Here is a 17370-nt window from a genome sequence, read left to right on the forward strand (position 1 = left end):
GACGCATGTCCATCCCTCGCGAACAGATCACTGGCCTCGTGCTCGCGGGCGGGCGCGGCACGCGCATGGGCGGCGTCGACAAGGGGTTGCAGCCGCTGCACGGCGAACCGCTCGCCGCTCACGTGCTGCGGCGCCTCGCGCCGCAGACCGGCCCTCTGATGATCAGCGCGAACCGCCATCCCGACACCTATGCGGCGCTCGGCGCGCCATATCGCGCAACGCTCGTCGCCGACACCCTCCCCGACTTTCCCGGCCCGCTCGCCGGCATGCTCGCCGGACTGCGCGCCGCCGGCACGGCGTACCTGCTGAGCGCGCCCTGCGATTCGCCGTGGCTACCGGCCAACCTCGCCGCGCGCCTCGCGGATGCGCTCGACGCGAACCACGCCGACATCGCAACGGTCGCCACCGTCGACACCGGTGGAGAAACCTCCCTGCACCCGGTATTCGCGCTGATGCGCACCGCCGTCGCGGACGACCTGGCCGCGTTTCTGGCCTCCGGCGAGCGCAAGGTCCGCGCGTGGTACGCGCGCCACAAGACGGTCGAAGTCGTCTTTGCCGACGAGCGCGCGTTCTACAATGCCAACTCGTTACAAGAACTCGCCGACCTCGAACGCAATCGGGGCCCCGGCTGACATCCGCTCCGGCCGCACGGCAACAGCCGCGCCCATCACCGGTCGCGACGCCCAGCCATTCATGACCACGCTCAACGACTTTTCCCGCTGCGTCGCGCAGTACGATCCTCATGCGCTACCCGTCCCGGCCGCTCAGGCGATCGTCCGGCAGTGGGCGACGCCGGTCGCGGCCGTCGAGCGCCTGGCGTTGCGCGATGCACTCGACCGCGTGCTAGCCGCCGACATCGTGTCGCCGATCGACGTGCCCGCGCACGACAACTCCGCGATGGACGGCTACGCGTTCAATCACGCGGCGCTCGCGGCCGCTATGCGAGGCGGCGCGGACAGCGTCGAGCTGACGGTCGCCGGCAAGGCGCTCGCCGGTCATCCGTTCGCGGGCCGCGTCGCGGCGAACCAGTGCGTGCGCGTGATGACGGGCGCCTGCATGCCTGCCGGTTGCGACACCGTCGTGCCGCAGGAACAGGTGGAGCGCGACGGTGCGGATTCCACCTCGATCCGCTTCGCCGCCAGCGCGGCGGCGGCGGGCGCGAACCGCCGCCGCGCCGGCGAAGATCTCGCGCGCGGCCACGTCGCGCTGCATGCCGGCCGCATCGTGCGCGCGTCGGACCTCGGCCTGCTCGCGTCGCTCGGCATTGGCGAAGTCAGCGTGCGGCGGCGTTTGCGCGTCGCGTTCTTTTCGACCGGCGACGAACTGCGCTCGCTCGGCGAGCCGCTCGACGCGGGCTCGGTCTACGACAGCAACCGCTACACGCTGTTTGCGATGCTGCGGCACCTGAACATCGACGCGCTCGATCTCGGCGTCGTGCGTGACGAGCCGGCCGCGCTCGAAGCCGCGCTGCGCAGTGCCGCGGCCAACGCCGACGTGGTGCTGACTTCGGGCGGCGTGTCGGTGGGCGAAGCGGACTTCACGAAGCAGTTGCTACAGACCTTCGGCGACGTCGCCTTCTGGAGTCTCGCGATGCGTCCCGGCCGGCCGCTCGCGTTCGGCCGCCTGTGGTCCGGCGAAAAGCCCGGGCTCGGCAAACCTGCGCTATTCTTCGGCCTGCCCGGCAACCCGGTCGCCGTGATGGTGACGTTCTATCAGATCGTGCGCGAAGCGCTGCTGCTGATGGCCGGCGCGACGCCGCGGCCGCCGCCGGTGATTCACGCGACGAGCCGCGTGGCGGTGGGCAAGCGCGCGGGCCGCACCGAATTCCAGCGCGGCATCGCCGAACAGGACGCGCACGGATACTGGCACGTGAGCCCGACCGGGTCGCAAAGCTCAGGCGTGCTGAGCTCGATGAGCGAAGCGAACTGCTTCATCGTGCTCGGCCACGACGAGGGCGACATCGACGTCGGCGATCGCGTGTCGATCATGCTGTTCGACGGTCTCATCTGACGTTCCAGGCAGCGCATCGATCGCACGACATCGGCACCACAGCAGCACTTCATCGACACGCCACCCACTATCACTACTACGACACACGGGTTTGACTTACATGAAAAAACAGATCTCGTTCATCGCACCGGGACAGACGGCCAAAGCGCTGATCCTCGTGTATCTGACGTTCTCGGTGCCGATCGTGCTGCTCGGCGTGGTGGTCGCGTTCGTGCGATATGGCTCGGTCGAGCTGAGCACGGTGTTCAGCGCGCTGCTGCTGAACGCGATCCTCGGCTTCGTGCTGTTGTGGATCGCGTGCCACGCCTACAACTGGGTCGCGTCGCGCTTCGGTGGTATCGAAATCCATCTGGCCGACGCGCCGGAAGAAGCGTAATGCCCGCGACGATCCGCGCCGCCAAGCCCGCGGATACCGGCGCGAGCTTCGCGGGCCGCCGCGGGCTCTATCTCGAAGACGTCTACGTGCAGCCCGCGCAGCGGGGCAGCGGGCTCGGCACCGCGCTTCTGCGACACGTCGCGGCGCTGGCGGTGGAGCGGCAATGCGCGCGCTTCGAGTGGACCGTGCTCGACTGGAATCAGCCGGCGATCAGCTTCTATCAGAAGATGGGGGCGGCGGTGTTGCCGGACTGGCGCGTCGTGCGCGTGACAGGCGATGCGCTGGCGCGTCTGGCTGCAAGGGCGTGAATTCCAGCGCCTCGCCCCTCATTGCTCATCAGGCTCCACATTCGACAGCGCATCGCCGAGCAACCCGCTCGCCTCGTCGCCCGGTAACGCCTCGACGTCGCGCAGCTTGCGGTTCATCATGCGCGTGCGCGTTTCCGCGGCCTCGATCGAACGCGTGACGGTTTCGAGCTGCGCCTTGGTCTTCGCGAGCACGTCGCCGAATTTGCCGAACTCCGTCTTCACCGCGCCGAGTACCTGCCACACCTCGCTCGAACGCTTTTCGATCGCGAGCGTGCGGAAACCCATCTGCAGACTATTGAGCAACGCGGTCAGCGTGGTCGGCCCCGCAATCGTCACGCGATAGTCCCGCTGCAGCAGATCCGTGAGCCCCGGTCGGCGCAGCACTTCCGCGTACAGGCCTTCGGTCGGCAGGAACAGCAGCGCGAAGTCGGTCGTATGCGGCGGCGCCACGTACTTCTCCGCGATCGTGCGCGCCTCCGCGCGAATTCGCACTTCGAGCGCGCGCGATGCTTCCTCGACCGCGACCGGATCGGCGCGCTCCTGCGCTTCGATCAGCCGCTCGTAGTCCTCGCGCGGGAATTTGGCGTCGATCGGCAGCCATACCGGCGTATTCGCGCCGCCGGGCTCCGGCCGCCCCGGCAGACGAATCGCGAACTCCACGCGATCGGCGCTCTTCGGCACCGTCGCGACGTTCTTCGCGTATTGATCGACGGTCAGCACTTGTTCGAGCAAGGCTTCGAGCTGCACTTCGCCCCACGTGCCGCGCGTCTTCACGTTGGTCAGCACGCGCTTCAGATCGCCGACGCCGGCCGCCAGCGTCTGCATTTCACCGAGGCCGCGATGCACCTGTTCGAGCCGGTCGGACACGAGCTTGAACGACTCGCCGAGACGCTGCTCAAGCGTTGCGTGCAGTTTTTCGTCCACGGTGCGGCGCATTTCCTCGAGCCGCGTCGCGTTGTTCGCCTCGATGTCCTTCAGACGCTGCTCGATCGTCGCGCGCACTTCGGCGAAGCGCCGGTCGTTCGCCTCGGTTAGTTGCCCGAGTTGCAGGCTCAGCGTGTCGCCGAACTGCTTCAGCGAGCGGCCCTGCTCGTCGCGCGCCTGCTGCGCCTGTGCCTGCAGGCTGTGACGCACGGCGTCGAGCTGTTGCGCGAAGCCGTCGATCTTGCCGCCCTGCACCGTCGTCATGCTGCTGAACTGCGCGGCGAGCGTCTGCTGAAAATGCGCGAAGCCGCTGCTTTGCTCGGTGCGCGACACGCGCGCGGTCTCGGCGATGTCGTTGCGCAGTTGCCGCTCGAGCCGCTCGGCGGTATGCGCCTGCGCGTCGACGACGGCATCGACGCGTTCGTTCAGCATCTCGAACTGTTCGCGCTGCTCCGGGCGGTCGTGACCGCGTAGCAGCAAGGCGAGTGCGATCACGAGGGCAACCGCCAGCACCGCGACGGCCGCCACCAGAATCATTGTCATGAACGCGCCTTGCCGATCACGTCGGGGTTGATCGGATTCGGCGGCTGACCGGCGCGCGGTCCTGCGCCGAGGCCGGCGATCAGGTTGTCCGCGGCGAGATTCGCCATGGCGCGGCGCGTGGTTTCGGTCGCGCTCGCGATGTGCGGCGTCAGCACGACGTTCGGCACGTTCAGCAGCGCCGGGTGCAGTTGCGGCTCGCCTTCGAACACGTCCAGACCGGCCGCCGCGATGCGCCTGTCACGCAGCGCATCGGCCAACGCCGCATCGTCGACGATGCCGCCGCGCGCGATGTTGGTGAGCGTCGCGCTCGGCTTCATCAGCGCCAGTTCGGCCGCGCCGATCGTGTGGTGGTTGCCTTTGTTGTACGGCAGCACCAGCACGACGTGGTCGGCGCGCCGCAGCAGATCCTCTTTCGACACGTACTCCGCGTTCAGCTCGGCCTCGATTTGCGGCGCGACGCGCGAGCGATTGTGATAGATGACCCGCATGTTGAAGCCCTGCGCGCGCCGCGCGAGCGCCTGGCCGATGCGGCCCATGCCGATCACGCCGAGCGTCGAACCGTATAGGTCGCTGCCGAGGAAGCCGTCGTAGCTCCACTTCTGCCAATGTCCGGCGCGCAGCCAGTGCTCCGATTCGGCGATGCGGCGCGCGGCGGCCATCATCAGCGCCCAGCCGAAATCGGCGGTCGATTCGTTCAGCACGTCCGGCGTGTTGGTGCCGAGTACGTTCGCCGCGTTGAACGCGGCCATGTCGAAGTTGTTGTAGCCGACCGCCATGTTCGACACGACGCGCAGACGCGGCGCCGCGGCGAGCACGCCCGCGTCGATCATCTCGCCGGCCGTCAGCGCGCCGTCCTTGTCCGCGAGACGGCGCTTCAGTTCGTCGGCGGGCAACACGTCGCCCTCGTTCCAGTCGACGTCGAAGTACTGCTTGAGCCGGTCGATCACGTCGGGAAAGATCGAACGGGCAACGAGGATTTTCTGCAATGCAAGTCTCCGTATGGCACGTCGAGGGATTGTCTCGGCGTTGCAGAGTCAGCGTTCAAAAAAGAGCCAGCCGGTCAGCGCGAACAACGGCAGCAGCACCGCGCCGGACCAGCCCAGATACGCAAAAAAGCTCGGCATGCGCACGCCGCGCGATTGCGCGATCGCCTTCACCATGAAGTTCGGCGCGTTGCCGATGTAGGTGTTCGCGCCCATGAACACGGCGCCGGCCGAAATCGCCCCGAGCGTGGTCGCGCCGGTGGTCATCAAGGTCTGCGCATCGCCGCCGGCCAGGTTGAAGAACACGAGGTAGGTCGGCGCGTTGTCGAGAAACGAAGATAGCAGGCCGGTCGCCCAGAAGTACATGATGTCGCGCGGCTCGCCTGACGGATCATTGACCAGATGGACGATCCCCGCGAACGCGCCGGCTTCTCCCGCGCGCAGGATCATGATGACCGGCACGATCGTCACGAAGATGCCGGCGAACAGTTTGGCGACTTCCTCGATCGGCGCCCACTTGAAGTCGTTGCCCGCGCGGGCCGCGCGCGGTGTCCACGCGAGCGATAGCAGCGTGACCACGATCAGCGCGGCGTCGCGCACGATGTTTTGCAACGCGACGTGCGTGCCGAGCACGTCGAATGTGATTTGCGGGCGCCACAGTCCGCTCATCAGCACGAACGCGATCAGCGCGGCGAGCAGCACGAAATTGATCTTGCCGTCGATGCCGAGCGGCGCGCCGTCGGGCGTCGGATCGAGGAAAGCTGAACGCACCTCCTCGCGCTGGTGAAAGTAGTACGAGTCGAGTGCATAGAAAACGGCAAGCAGCAGGCCGCTCACGAACAGCATCGGGGGCGCGAGATGCGTAGTGGTCCAGAAAAAGCTCACGCCTTCGAGAAAACCGAGGAACAGCGGCGGGTCGCCGAGCGGCGACAGCGCGCCACCGACGTTCGCGACGAGGAAGATGAAGAACACGACCACGTGGGTCACGTGGCGGCGATTGTCGTTTGCGCGCAGCAACGGGCGGATCAGCAGCATCGCCGCGCCGGTCGTACCCATCACGCTCGCGAGCAAGGTGCCGAGCGCGAGAATCGCGGTGTTCAGACGCGGTGTGCCATGCAGGTTGCCGCGCACGCAGATGCCGCCCGCGACGGTATAGAGCGCGGTCAGCAGGATGATGAACGGGATGTACTCGTCGAGCATGGCATGCGCGAGCGCGCCGAGCGCCGCGCTCGCGCCGAAGCTCACGGCAAGCGGCACGATGAACGCGAGCGCCCACGCCGCGGCGATCTTGCCGAAGTGGTGATGCCAGAGGGCTGGCGCGATCAGCGGAAGGATCGCGATCGACAGCAGCACACCCGCGAAGGGCAAGCCCCACAACGCCGACAAGCGCGCACCGTCGAGGAGCGTCTCAGCCTGCACGGACGGCGAGCACAGCGCAAGCATCGACGCAACGGCGAGCCACCAGCCCGCGCGGCCGGCCTGCGAATTCATGCCGATACAGGCCGCGCGACGGCTTGCAACCGCACGCACGACAGATAACGCGTGTGTCGCGTATGCGCTGGCACGCCGCCGCGCGACGCGTTCAAGCATCCTGCACGACGATCGCATGCACCCGGTAGGGGCCGTGCGCGCCCAGCACGATGGTCTGCTCGATGTCGCCGGTGCGCGATGGTCCCGACACGAAATTGACCGCGCGCGGCAGCTCGCCGCGTTCCTTGCGGATCAGGTCGAACGCCTCTTCATGACCCGCGACGATCCGCGAGCCCGGCACGATCGCGATGTGCGTCTCCGGCAGCAGCCCGGCCGACGCATACGTCTCGGGACCGGACAGCAACACGAGCGTGCCGGTCTCCGCGGTCGCGCAGAAACAGCCGGTGAGACCGACCACGTCATTGTCTTGCGGTTTGCGAAATTCGACGGCGAGGCCGGCTGCGGCCCACGGCAGATCGCGCAGCGTTTGCCACGCAATGGCCTGCAACGGCAAACCGTGTTGCGTCAGATAGCGATGCGCGGCGGCGGGTACATCGGCGAAGGTTTGAACGGTGTCGACAGTACTCGCCATTTTCTGCGCTTCCTCGATGAAGCGCGCGCGCAGATCGGTGGGCATGTCCGGACGCGGGCCGGCCGGATGACGCGCGAGATAGTCCGCCGCGGCTTCGCGCTCGGCGGCGCTCGGTTCGGGCTCGCGCCCTTGCGCGGCGCGGATGCGCGCCAGGATGTTGCGGCGGGCAATCGATGTGTCCATGGGCGAAATCCTCGTGTCGACGGCCGTGCGATATGGCGAGGATTATACCGGCCGCGCTCCGCGCGAACACCCTGGCCGAACGGCATATTGCCGCCAGTCGACAGCGCGGCGACACTGTTCGCCGTGCCCCCGAACGCGAGCAGATCATGGTCAGGCGATGAACCGAAAAGCAGTCCGCAAAGCGCGCTACCTGGCCGCCTCTTCTTCCGGCTGCGCGATGCCGAACACCTGGCGCAGATACGCGAGATACGCCTTGTCCTCGCACATGTTCTTGCCCGGCGAGTCCGACAATTTCGCGACCGGCTGACCGTTGCAACGAACCATCTTGATCACGATCTGCAGCGGGTTGTAGCCGAGGTCGTTGGTCAGATTGGTGCCCACGCCGAACGCGAGCTTGCAGCGGCCGCGGAAGCGCTCGTATAGCTGCAGCACCTTCGGGATGTCGAGCGCGTCGGAGAACACGAGGACCTTGGTGCGCGGGTCGCAACGATTCGCCTCGTAGTGTTTGAGCAGGCGCTCGCCCCAGTCGAATGGGTCGCCGGAATCGTGGCGAGCACCGTCGAACAGCTTGCAGAAGTACATGTCGAAGTCGCGCAGGAACGCCTGCATGCCGTACACGTCGGAGAGCGCGATCCCGAGGTCGCCGCGATATTCCTTCGCCCACATCTCGAAGCCGAAGATCTGCGAGTCGCGCAGCCGCGGACCGAGCGCCTGGCAAGCCTGCAGGTACTCGTGCGCCATCGTGCCGAGCGGTGTCAGGCTGTGCTTCATCGCGTAGAAGACGTTGCTCGTGCCGGCGAACTGCTCGCCGAGACCGTCCTTGAGCGTGAGGATCACTTCCTCGTGCCACTGCTTCGAGAAGCGGCGGCGCGTGCCGTAATCGGCGATCTTGCAGTCGGCGAACTCCGGACGAGCGCCGAGCAGTTGAATCTTGTCGAGCAGACGGCCACGGCCTACGTGATAGTCGGGCGTTTGCTGGGTGTTGCGGAAATAGACTTCGTTGACGATCGCGAGCACCGGAATTTCGAAGAGGATCGTATGCAGCCACGGCCCCTTGATGTCGATGTCGATTTCGCCATTGCCCTTCGGCGACGGCGTGATCGAAATGTACTTCTCGTTCAGATGGAACAACGCGAGGAACTCGATGAAGTCGCCCTTGATGAAGCGCATGCGGCGCAGGTAGTCGAGTTCGTCGTCGGCGAAACGCAGTTCGCAGAGCTTGCGCACTTCGTCGCGAATCTCGTCGACGTACGGCACCAGATCGACGTTCGGCGTGCGGCAGCGGAAGCGGTACTCCACGTTGGCGGCGGGGAAGTGATGCAACACCACCTGCATCATCGTGAACTTATACAGATCGGTATCGAGCAGCGAAGTAATAATCATGATGGTACGAACTGGACCGCTGAAAAAACGAAAAGGGCTCACTGCACCCTTGCAACGGACGCGCTGAGCCGAGCGGCGCGCCAACCTGATGCATGTTACCCGAATGCGTCCGCATCCAGCGTGCCACCGGGCCTTCGCCGCCATCGCGCGGCCGCTCGCGGCACCCCATAAACTAATCACAAAAACATATAAGACGCACGGCCCGATGCTTTATGCGCCTGTTGACGTTACGTTACAATAGTGCTTTTGGCGTCCGCGCCCTCCCCGATTCCGCATGCAGGAGCTGCCTGAATGACTCACGTTGTGACCGAAAGCTGCATCAAGTGCCGCTATACCGACTGCGTCGATGTGTGCCCGGTGGACTGCTTTCGCGAAGGTCCCAACTTCCTCGCGATCGACCCCGATGAATGCATCGACTGCGCCGTGTGCGTGGCCGAGTGCCCGGTGAACGCCATCTATGCCGAAGAAGACGTGCCGGGAGACCAGCAGGACTTCATCGCGCTGAACGCCGACCTGGCGAAAGCGTGGCCGAGCATCACGAAGACCAAGGCACCGCTGCCGGAAGCCGAGGAATTCAAGGATGTGAAGGAAAAGCTCGCGCTGCTCGCGCGCTGAGCGCGGCCGCCTGTCACCTGCCTTGGCCGTTCAGATTCAGTATCAGGATGAACGCCGAGGTATTGACAGACGTTTCAGCTGCCTCTAAAATTTCGTTTCTCTGCTGTTGTTGTTCTGTTCCTCGATAGCTCAGTCGGTAGAGCGCCGGACTGTTAATCCGTAGGTCCCTGGTTCGAGCCCAGGTCGAGGAGCCAAGAATTGCAAAAGCCCGTTAATCAGACGGGTTTTTTTATGTAGATCAAGTTGTACTGCTGTTCCTCGATAGCTCAGTCGGTAGAGCGCCGGACTGTTAATCCGTAGGTCCCTGGTTCGAGCCCAGGTCGAGGAGCCAAAAATTTTGAAAGGCCCGCATCCATGCGGGCCTTTTTGTTTTTGTGCCACGACGGACAGCCTCACGCGCGCCGCGCGCCGTTATACGATGGCGCCTTCACGGCGCACGTTTCGCCCCGCTCTGGCGCCGGCCCACTCCAGACACTCAACCGGCACGCTCATGAAATCCACCTCGCTACGCATCGCGCTCGCGGCCGCCGGCGCCCTGCTGCTTTCTTCGGCGCGCGGCGAAGAAATCGCCAGCGTCAATACGAATTTTCACGTTACCGGCTCCGACCGCGTGGTCGTGGAGGCCTATGACGATCCCATCGTGCAAGGCGTCACCTGCTACGTGTCGCGGGCGCGGACGGGCGGCGTCAAAGGCACGCTCGGCATCGCCGAAGATCCGACCGAGGCGTCGATCGCGTGCCGCCAGGTCGGGGAGTTGCATTTCACCGGCCCCGTCAAGCGGAAGGACGACGTGTTCTCGGTCAGCATGTCGCTGATCTTCAAGTCGCTGCACGTGGTGCGCGTGGTCGACACGAAGCGCAACGCCCTGGTCTATCTGACCTACAGCGACCGCGTCGTCAGCGGCAGCGCGAAAAACAGCGTGAGCGCCGTGCCGATGCCCACTGGCACGACGATTCCGGTCAAGTAAGGCAAGTCAGGACAAGTACCGGCAATTGACGGCACCCGCGGCACGCGGCGCGGCGCTGCACACCCGCCGCCGTCCCCGACAACGACGCGTTAAACTGACCGGTCCAGCCAGACTTTCGTCATGACCGCCACCCCTCGTTTCCGCGATTCCGCCCGCTACTGGCGCACGCCGCTACTGCCCGGCGCGGATCTGCTCACCGCCGAATATCACGATCACGAGTTCGCGCCGCATTGGCACGACGCCTACACGATCCCGGTGATCGTCGCGGGTGCGGAATGCTATCGGTATAACGGCGAGCACCATGTCGCCGAAGCGGGCAGCGTGCCGGTCATCAACCCGGGCGAGTTGCACACGGGGTCGAAGGCGGTCGAGGCGGGCTGGCGTTATCGCGTGATGTATGCGCCGATCGGGTTCCTCTGCGCGCTGGCCGACGAAGTCGCCGGCAAGCCGCAGGCCTTACCGTGGTTCGCGCCCGGCGTGATCCGCGATTCCGATCTCGCGACGCGGCTCGCGCACGCCCACCGTCTGCTCGAAGCCGGCGACGACGCGCTCGCCGCCGAAACCGCGATGCTCGACGCGCTGTCCACGTTGCTGGTCCGCTATGCGCGGACGCGCCCCGCCACCGCTCGCGTCGCCACCGACGACACTCGCGTCGCACTGATGCAGGAGCGTCTGACCGGCGACCTCGTCGAACCGGTGACGCTCGCCGAGGTCGCGAAGGCAGCGGGTCTGTCGCCGTTCCACGCGGCGCGGCTATTCACCCAATCGACCGGCCTGCCGCCCCACGCGTGGCGCAATCAGGTGCGCCTGCAGCGCGCGCTCGCGCCGTTGCGCGCCGGCGTCCCGGTGACCGACGTCGCCGCCGCGAGCGGCTTCACGGATCAGAGCCATTTCACGCGGCATTTCCGGCGCATGTTCGGCGTGCCGCCGGGCCAATGGCAAGGAACGCAGCGCGGTTCGTAACGCGCTGCGGCACCGCCGGCGCCTGCACCGCGCGCCGTGAGCGTGCCGCCGCAATCCGTCAGCCCGTCATCAGCCATCCCCCCGCTACACCGTAGCACCCCATCCGCAACCCGCCGCAAGAACGTACAAGTCCGAACGCCGGTCAGCCGCTATGCTTCCGACATCAAGGAGGCTTAGATTGACCGATTCCACCCAAGGCCAGCCCACCCGGGGCGGCCATCTCAAAGAATTCGCCGCCGGCGCGCGCGACATCATCCCGATGATGGTCGGCGCCGCGCCGTTCGGCGTCATTTTCGGCACGCTCGTGACCTCCAGCCCGCTGCATCTGTGGCACGGCCAGTTGATGTCGCTCGTCGTTTTCGCGGGCTCCGCGCAGTTCATCGCGCTCGGCCTGATCGCCGGGCATGTGAGCTTCGCCGTGATCTGGGCGACCACGCTCGTCGTCAATCTGCGTCACGTGCTGTATAGCGCGACGCTCGCACCGCACGTCGCGCATCTGCCGAAGCGCTGGCGTTGGGCGCTCGGCGCGCTGCTCACCGACGAAGTCTTCGCGGTCGCGTGGGAGCACTACCGGCATCGCGAGCCGGGCACGGTCGGCCCGTACTACTTCTTCGGCGCCGGCGTCGCGATGTATCTGAACTGGCAGCTATGGACCGTCGCCGGCCTGCTGTTCGGCGCGGCCTTCCCCGGCCTGCAGTCGCTCGGTCTCGACTTTGCGATGGTCGCGACGTTCATTGCGATCGTCGTGCCGCAACTGGTCGCGCTGCGCTATATCGCGGCGGCCGTCACCGCCGGCGCGCTGGCGTTTTTCTGGCAGGCGTGGCCGTATAAGCTCGGCCTGCTCGGCGCGGTGTTCGCGGGAGTCGCGGTTGGCGTGCTGCTGTCGATGTCGCGTCTGAACCTGCGTGGCGCGCGCCGTCCCGTGGAGGCCACGCGATGAACTACGTCGTTCTGATCGTCGGCATGGCCGCGATTACGTGGTTGATCCGCGCGGCCGTGTTCGTGCTCGGCGACCGGCTCGTGTTCCCGCCGCTTCTGCGCGCCGCGCTTAGCTTCGTGCCGGTCACCGTGCTGACCGCGATCATCGTCCCGATGGCCGTGTCGCCGCACGGCAACAACGCCGAGCTGAGCTGGCGCAATCCGCAGCTGGTCGGCGCGCTCGCCGCGATCGTCGTTAGCGCGCTGACGCGCCGGCCGCTGCTGACGATCGCAGTCGGTCTAGGCGTGTTCTTCGTCTGGCAGTGCGTGGTGCTGAAGTAAGCGCGCCCTGTCTCTACGCTCATCGACTCATCAGCGGTCCCGTCGACACCTCGCCGCGTCGCGGGCCGCGCACTCCCGTTCAAGCGACTCCCAAGCGGGCCATTGCCCGAAGCTTCCCTCCAAAGCGCCCGCGCGTCGCCGGGCCGCTCTCAAGTTTCCCGCCACCCCGCCGATATGCAGTCGAGGTCCGCTCATCGGGAGTCGTCCCGCTGGTTACGCGGCAACAGGCTGGAATCAAGCGCGTCGGCAACCGGCGTCGCATCGCCTCGGTCCGCGAGCGGCCGGGCGATCTTGCGACGGCGCGCCGCGCGCGGCCGCATTAAACGGGATAACACATGGGTCAAATCACCCTGAAGCTCAAGGACGAGACCGTCGCGTCGCTGCGCAAGGACTTCGAGGCCTTTTTACGGGTCTCGCTGAAGCTCGATCCGCAGTTCGCGACGCCGTCGTTCGAGGATTTCTTACGCGCCAAGCTGCTCGACAACATGGTGCCGCTCACCGAGCACGCGGTACAGCGGATGCTGCAAGGCGGCCAGTACGCGTGGGCCAAACGCACGCTCGACAAGGAATTCCCGGACGTCGTGTCGATCCTGATGCGGCAGGCGGGCGAGTTCGGCTTCGGTTTCGCGGCGCGCTCGGAATGGACGCCCGAGGAACTCACCAAGCAATGCCGCGACTGGGCCGCCGCAATCGTCAAGGAAGCGGAAGGCGACGCGACGCTGGTCGACCCCCTCGCCTCGCAGATCAAGAGCACCGTGCAGGACATTCAGGCGCTCGAGGAAGTGATGCAGACGCCGGCATGGCGGCTCGTCGAATCGCTGCGCCAGCGCGTCTACGAGGCGAAGGTCGCGTGCGAGATGAGCGTGGGCAGCACCGCGCGCGAGAAGCTCGGCGAACTGCGTGGGCTGTTGCGGCTAGGCATTTCGCACGGCACGTTCCAGAAGCAGGAAGCGCAGCAGATCATGGAGTATCTGCGGCTCTTGAAGCCGGAGATTTTCGTCGAGGAGCCGTACGACGTGTTCTCGCGGCTCGCGGCATGGCTGCGCAATTTCTTCGTGCCGCCGCCGCCTCCGGTCGCGCAGCAACAGCAGCGGCAGTCGCGCTGAGCTTCCACTGACCCGCGCGGCGCGCGTCCCTTCGTCGGATCAACGCGCCCCCTGCCCGCGCGTCGATCCCAACGCGCGGTGCTAGCCGCTCAATCCCACATCTTCCTGAGCTTCGCCGCGATCTCGATCTTCGCCTGCGCGGCCGCGGCGAGCCCCGCCGCGCTCGGCGCGCTCGCCACCGCAATGCGCGGCCACGCATAGGCGTCGAACAGCGGCAGCATCGGCGTGGCGATGAAGCGCGTGCGCGACGCCCACACATGGCGGTCGCCCAGATGCGTCTGGTTGTGCACGTAAAAGCGCTGCGGCACGACGATGTGCAGGTCTTCCTTCGCGCGCGTCATCGCCACGTAAAGCAGGCGCCGCTCCTCGTCGATTTCCTCGTCGCTGCCGGTGCCGAGATCGGACGGAATACAGCCGTCGACGCCGTTCAGCACGAACACGTTGCGCCACTCCTGACCCTTCGCCGAATGGATCGTCGACAGGATCAGGTAGTCCTCGTCGATCAGCGGCACGCCGGATTCGTCGCTGGTCGCGTCGGGCGGATCGAGCGTCAATTCGGTCAGGAAGCGTTCACGCGACGGATACGTACCCGCGATGCTTTCCATCTGCAGCAGGTCCGCGTGACGGATCGCGGCGTCCTCGTGATTACGCTCCAGATGCGGCTCGTACCAGCGCCGCACCATCTCGAACTCGGCGGGCCACGGCGTTTGCCGGCCGTACACGCTCGACATCAGCTTGACGAACGGATGCCAGTCTTCCTGCGTGCGCGCGGGCGCCGCAAACGCGGCCAGCACACCGCCCGCAGTCGCGACCGGATCGCCGCCGTCCGCGCGCGCGACGATGTCGTCGAGCACCTTCGCCGCAGTGGCCGGGCCGACGCCCGGCAGCAGCTGCACGACGCGAAAGCCGGCGACGCGATCGCGCGGATTCTCGGCCCAGCGCAGCACCGCGAGCACGTCCTTCACATGCACCGAGTCGAGAAATTTGAGCCCGCCGAACTTGACGAATGGAATGTTGCGGCGCGTGAGCTCGATCTCGAGCGCGGCGCTGTGATGCGCGGCGCGAAACAAAACCGCCTGCGACTTCAGCTTCACGCCCTGCTCGCGCGCCTCGAGCACCTGCTCGACGACGTAGCGAGCTTGCGCGGCATCGTCGGCGACCGTGACGAGGCGCGGGCGCTGCGCCGACGCCTTGTCGGTCCACAGATTCTTGGTGTAGCGCTCGCTCGCGAGTTCGATCACCGCGTTCGACGCGGCGAGAATCGGCTCGGTCGAGCGATAGTTGCGCTCGAGCGTGACCTGCCTGGCGGGCGGCTCGAACTGCGTGGGAAAGTCGAGGATATTGCGCACCGTCGCGCCGCGAAACGAATAGATCGACTGCGCGTCGTCGCCGACCACGGTCAGGCCACGGCCGTCCGGCTTCATTGCGAGCAGGATCGACGCCTGCAGGCGGTTGGTGTCCTGGTATTCGTCGACCAGAACATGATCGAAACGCGCCGACAGATCGGCCGCGATGCTGGGCTCGGCGGCCATGTGCGACCAGTAGAGCAGCAGATCGTCGTAGTCGAGCACGCTCTGCTTCTGTTTGGCGTCGACGTATGCGGCGAACAGCCGGCGCAGATCGCCCTCCCACTCGCGACACCACGGAAACGCGCGGTCCAATACCTGGCCGAGCGATGCGCCGGTGTTGACGACACGCGAGTAGATCGCGAAGCAGGTGCCCTTCGCCGGAAAGCGCCGCTCCTTCGCGGACAGTCCAAGCTCGTGGCGCACGAGGTTCATCAGGTCGGCGGAGTCTTCGCGGTCGTTGATCGTGAACGCGGGCGCGAGGCCGATCAGATCCGCGTATTCGCGCAACAGCCGCGCGCCGACACTATGGAAGGTACCCGCCCACGTGAGCCCTTGCGCGAGCGCGGCGCGTGGGCCGACGGTAGTGGCCGCAGCGCCCGCGATGCGGGTCACGCGGCGGATCATTTCGAGCGCCGCGCGGCGCGAGAAGGTCAACAGCAGGATGCGCTGCGGATCGGCACCCTTCACCACCAGATTGGCGACGCGGTGCGCGAGCGTGTTGGTCTTGCCGGAGCCGGCGCCCGCGATCACGAGCAGCGCGCCGGGCAGCGCGTCTGGCGTGTCGGTCCCGTATTCGACGGCTTCGCGTTGGGCGTCGTTGAGCTTCGCTAGCCAGGCGGCGGTATCGAACGACGGAGCGGATTCGGCGACGGTGGACACTGATCGGTTTCGCGGGTTGGATGGATTTTCAGGATGCGACGCACACTGTATATCCATACAACCTTATGCGACAAGCGCCCCTTTTTTCGGGCGCCGACCCGCCGGTCTACGCCGCGCACTACTGTTTCTTCGCGTCCTTCAGGTTGGCAGCAGCGCTGGCCTTGTCGGCGTCGGCCTGCGCGTCGGCGTGGTCTTGTCCGCTTTCGCCTGGGCGAGCGCGGCTTTCTTGTCGGCCTTCGCCTGACGCCCGCGGCGCGCGAGCCTCGCAGACCCGCGCGCCGCGGCATCCAGCAGGGCTTAGTGCTTGACGTCCGCGCCGTCGCCCTGCGCGGCAGCCTGCCCTTCCATGTTCATCTTCATTTCGTTATTGGCGGTCTGTTTGTCCGCCTTCTGGTTCAGCTTCGCGCCGCGCACCTGCTCCTTGTACTGGTCCTTCGCGGCCTTCTGCTCCGCCTTCAATTCCGCTTTCGAGGACTTCCTGGCCGCGCGATACTCGGCGTTGGCCTTCGCGTCGGCGTCGCGCTTCTGCACGAGCGGGTCGGTGGAGCCCGAAGCCGTCAACCGGGCCGGCGGCGGCGCCTCGACGCCTTGCGCGGCGGGTGCGCCCGGGACTTGCTGCATGCCCTGCGTCGAAGGCGGCACCTGCATGCGCTGGGCGCCAGCCGCGGACGGCGGCGCCATGTCGGCGGCGCCCTGGCTCTGGATCTGCGCCTGAGCGCCGATGCCTGCTGCCGGCTGCGCGGTCTGCGCAACGGCCGCCGTCGCGGCAAAGGCAGTGAGGGCGGTACCGATCAGGAGCGAACGAATCTGGGTCATGGTTATCCTCTCTGGAGTTGTTGTGACACGGGCGGACTCTCTGGCGTCGTGATGACGGAACGTCGCGCGCGCCTCGTCCGGTCTGTGCGTCGCTGGATGGGCGGCCGGGGAGCGATCCCGGAAGCCAGCGGGCTTTGCTGCTGAACTGCACTCTAGGAGTGAAATCCATCCGGTGCGACCAGCGTTACGGAACGTTTCACTTTCCGACAACTGAATAACATCTACTTTCATTTGCTTGCGCGAAGGGCTCGCCGGATGGCCGCGCCGCCGCTCCGGGTGCGCTTGCTTTATGATGCGAACCCCAACGCGACCCCGTGCCCAAAGGTGCAAACGCCATGCCCAACCTCAATTTCACGCTGACCGGCGAATACGTCGAACTCCACAATCTGCTGAAGATCACGGGCCTCGCGGATAGTGGCGGCTCCGCGAAAATGATGGTTGCCGACGGCGCCGTGATGGTCGATGGCCGGGTCGAGACGCGTAAGACCTGCAAGATCCGCGCGGGCCAGGTCGTGCTGCTCGGCGATACGCGGATCGCGGTCCACGAAGGCTGACGGCAGTCCGGAAAATCGCAGGACGGCACGCACCAGAATTGTGCGTCGTCCATCGACAGCGGCCGGGGGAGGCAATAAGCTGTCGGTTT

Annotated in this window: 17 protein-coding genes, 2 tRNA genes and 1 pseudogene; 13 read left to right on the forward strand and 7 right to left on the reverse strand. The window is 66.3% G+C overall.

Annotated features, from left to right (window positions below; genetic code table 11):
- Nucleotides 1-5: 5 nt before the first annotated feature.
- The 4 genes and pseudogenes from mobA to OKW40_RS11105 all read left to right on the forward strand — a co-directional run.
- Nucleotides 6-632: a molybdenum cofactor guanylyltransferase MobA gene (mobA, locus tag OKW40_RS11090; RefSeq protein WP_429489710.1), complete on the forward strand. Its 627-nt coding sequence runs from the start codon at nucleotides 6-8 to the stop codon at nucleotides 630-632.
- Between the two features lie 61 nt (nucleotides 633-693).
- Entirely contained in the window at nucleotides 694-2010 is a 1317-nt protein-coding gene (gene moeA, locus OKW40_RS11095) for a molybdopterin molybdotransferase MoeA (RefSeq protein WP_429489712.1), read from the forward strand.
- Between the two features lie 100 nt (nucleotides 2011-2110).
- Nucleotides 2111-2386, forward strand: coding sequence for a hypothetical protein (locus OKW40_RS11100; RefSeq protein ID WP_008923126.1), 276 nt, complete (start codon nucleotides 2111-2113; stop codon nucleotides 2384-2386).
- Nucleotides 2387-2427: 41 nt separating this feature from the next.
- Nucleotides 2428-2694: pseudogene (locus OKW40_RS11105) on the forward strand (N-acetyltransferase family protein); the annotation flags it as partial.
- Between the two features lie 18 nt (nucleotides 2695-2712).
- Here the strand turns inward: OKW40_RS11105 and OKW40_RS11110 are convergent.
- From OKW40_RS11110 to pncB, 5 genes are all read right to left on the reverse strand, one after another.
- Nucleotides 2713-4161, reverse strand: a complete 1449-nt coding sequence (locus tag OKW40_RS11110) for a DNA recombination protein RmuC (RefSeq protein ID WP_187612382.1) — start codon at nucleotides 4159-4161, stop codon at nucleotides 2713-2715.
- On the reverse strand, nucleotides 4158-5147 hold the full coding sequence (locus tag OKW40_RS11115) for a 2-hydroxyacid dehydrogenase (protein WP_090801203.1): 990 nt from the start codon (nucleotides 5145-5147) through the stop codon (nucleotides 4158-4160). Before OKW40_RS11115 ends, OKW40_RS11110 begins: the two co-directional genes overlap by 4 nt.
- A gap of 48 nt (nucleotides 5148-5195) precedes the next feature.
- Nucleotides 5196-6587, reverse strand: coding sequence for a sodium:proton antiporter (locus OKW40_RS11120; protein WP_429491952.1), 1392 nt, complete (start codon nucleotides 6585-6587; stop codon nucleotides 5196-5198).
- Between the two features lie 139 nt (nucleotides 6588-6726).
- Nucleotides 6727-7389: a LutC/YkgG family protein gene (locus OKW40_RS11125; protein ID WP_018421304.1), complete on the reverse strand. Its 663-nt coding sequence runs from the start codon at nucleotides 7387-7389 to the stop codon at nucleotides 6727-6729.
- 186 nt (nucleotides 7390-7575) lie between these two features.
- Nucleotides 7576-8772: a nicotinate phosphoribosyltransferase gene (gene pncB / locus OKW40_RS11130; protein WP_184061391.1), complete on the reverse strand. Its 1197-nt coding sequence runs from the start codon at nucleotides 8770-8772 to the stop codon at nucleotides 7576-7578.
- 291 nt (nucleotides 8773-9063) lie between these two features.
- Between pncB and fdxA the strand changes: the two genes are divergently transcribed.
- From fdxA to OKW40_RS11170, 8 genes are all read left to right on the forward strand, one after another.
- Nucleotides 9064-9387, forward strand: a complete 324-nt coding sequence (gene fdxA, locus OKW40_RS11135) for a ferredoxin FdxA (RefSeq protein ID WP_090801209.1) — start codon at nucleotides 9064-9066, stop codon at nucleotides 9385-9387.
- A 118-nt stretch (nucleotides 9388-9505) separates the two neighbouring features.
- A tRNA-Asn gene (locus tag OKW40_RS11140) sits at nucleotides 9506-9581 on the forward strand.
- A gap of 61 nt (nucleotides 9582-9642) precedes the next feature.
- A tRNA-Asn gene (locus OKW40_RS11145) sits at nucleotides 9643-9718 on the forward strand.
- Nucleotides 9719-9877: 159 nt separating this feature from the next.
- Nucleotides 9878-10354: a CreA family protein gene (locus tag OKW40_RS11150; RefSeq protein WP_429489714.1), complete on the forward strand. Its 477-nt coding sequence runs from the start codon at nucleotides 9878-9880 to the stop codon at nucleotides 10352-10354.
- 120 nt (nucleotides 10355-10474) lie between these two features.
- A complete protein-coding gene (locus OKW40_RS11155; RefSeq protein WP_429489715.1) occupies nucleotides 10475-11317 on the forward strand; it encodes an AraC family transcriptional regulator in 843 nt (280 codons plus the stop codon).
- 178 nt (nucleotides 11318-11495) lie between these two features.
- A complete protein-coding gene (locus OKW40_RS11160; protein ID WP_429489717.1) occupies nucleotides 11496-12257 on the forward strand; it encodes an AzlC family ABC transporter permease in 762 nt (253 codons plus the stop codon).
- Nucleotides 12254-12577, forward strand: a complete 324-nt coding sequence (locus OKW40_RS11165; RefSeq protein ID WP_184061387.1) for an AzlD domain-containing protein — start codon at nucleotides 12254-12256, stop codon at nucleotides 12575-12577. The genes OKW40_RS11160 and OKW40_RS11165 overlap by 4 nt, the downstream gene beginning before the upstream one ends.
- A 335-nt stretch (nucleotides 12578-12912) precedes the next feature.
- Nucleotides 12913-13683 (forward strand): DUF4088 family protein, encoded by a 771-nt coding sequence (locus tag OKW40_RS11170; protein ID WP_429355928.1) that lies wholly within the window; start codon nucleotides 12913-12915, stop codon nucleotides 13681-13683.
- An 89-nt stretch (nucleotides 13684-13772) separates the two neighbouring features.
- On the opposite strand, the gene OKW40_RS11175 is transcribed toward OKW40_RS11170, so the two are convergent.
- Nucleotides 13773-15968: an ATP-dependent helicase gene (locus OKW40_RS11175; RefSeq protein WP_429489719.1), complete on the reverse strand. Its 2196-nt coding sequence runs from the start codon at nucleotides 15966-15968 to the stop codon at nucleotides 13773-13775.
- Nucleotides 15969-16208: 240 nt separating this feature from the next.
- Nucleotides 16209-16727: a hypothetical protein gene (locus OKW40_RS11180; protein ID WP_429451083.1), complete on the reverse strand. Its 519-nt coding sequence runs from the start codon at nucleotides 16725-16727 to the stop codon at nucleotides 16209-16211.
- 335 nt (nucleotides 16728-17062) lie between these two features.
- Between OKW40_RS11180 and OKW40_RS11185 the strand changes: the two genes are divergently transcribed.
- A complete protein-coding gene (locus tag OKW40_RS11185; protein ID WP_013090085.1) occupies nucleotides 17063-17281 on the forward strand; it encodes an RNA-binding S4 domain-containing protein in 219 nt (72 codons plus the stop codon).
- The last annotated feature ends 89 nt before the right edge of the window (nucleotides 17282-17370 follow it).

Source organism: Paraburkholderia sp. RAU6.4a (genome assembly GCF_050435625.1).
GTDB classification, from domain to species: Bacteria; Pseudomonadota; Gammaproteobacteria; order Burkholderiales; family Burkholderiaceae; genus Paraburkholderia; species Paraburkholderia tuberum.

What these genes read in the sequence shown, in the direction of transcription:
- mobA (WP_429489710.1), top strand. Translation starts at nt 6, where the DNA reads ATGTCCATCCCTCGCGAACAGATCACTGGCCTCGTGCTCGCGGGCGGG.
- moeA (WP_429489712.1), top strand. Translation starts at nt 694, where the DNA reads ATGACCACGCTCAACGACTTTTCCCGCTGCGTCGCGCAGTACGATCCT.
- OKW40_RS11100 (WP_008923126.1), top strand. Translation starts at nt 2,111, where the DNA reads ATGAAAAAACAGATCTCGTTCATCGCACCGGGACAGACGGCCAAAGCG.
- OKW40_RS11110 (WP_187612382.1), bottom strand. Translation starts at nt 4,161, where the DNA reads ATGACAATGATTCTGGTGGCGGCCGTCGCGGTGCTGGCGGTTGCCCTC.
- OKW40_RS11120 (WP_429491952.1), bottom strand. Translation starts at nt 6,587, where the DNA reads ATGCTTGCGCTGTGCTCGCCGTCCGTGCAGGCTGAGACGCTCCTCGAC.
- OKW40_RS11125 (WP_018421304.1), bottom strand. Translation starts at nt 7,389, where the DNA reads ATGGACACATCGATTGCCCGCCGCAACATCCTGGCGCGCATCCGCGCC.
- pncB (WP_184061391.1), bottom strand. Translation starts at nt 8,772, where the DNA reads ATGATTATTACTTCGCTGCTCGATACCGATCTGTATAAGTTCACGATG.
- fdxA (WP_090801209.1), top strand. Translation starts at nt 9,064, where the DNA reads ATGACTCACGTTGTGACCGAAAGCTGCATCAAGTGCCGCTATACCGAC.
- OKW40_RS11150 (WP_429489714.1), top strand. Translation starts at nt 9,878, where the DNA reads ATGAAATCCACCTCGCTACGCATCGCGCTCGCGGCCGCCGGCGCCCTG.
- OKW40_RS11155 (WP_429489715.1), top strand. Translation starts at nt 10,475, where the DNA reads ATGACCGCCACCCCTCGTTTCCGCGATTCCGCCCGCTACTGGCGCACG.
- OKW40_RS11165 (WP_184061387.1), top strand. Translation starts at nt 12,254, where the DNA reads ATGAACTACGTCGTTCTGATCGTCGGCATGGCCGCGATTACGTGGTTG.
- OKW40_RS11170 (WP_429355928.1), top strand. Translation starts at nt 12,913, where the DNA reads ATGGGTCAAATCACCCTGAAGCTCAAGGACGAGACCGTCGCGTCGCTG.
- OKW40_RS11175 (WP_429489719.1), bottom strand. Translation starts at nt 15,968, where the DNA reads ATGGATATACAGTGTGCGTCGCATCCTGAAAATCCATCCAACCCGCGA.
- OKW40_RS11180 (WP_429451083.1), bottom strand. Translation starts at nt 16,727, where the DNA reads ATGACCCAGATTCGTTCGCTCCTGATCGGTACCGCCCTCACTGCCTTT.
- OKW40_RS11185 (WP_013090085.1), top strand. Translation starts at nt 17,063, where the DNA reads ATGCCCAACCTCAATTTCACGCTGACCGGCGAATACGTCGAACTCCAC.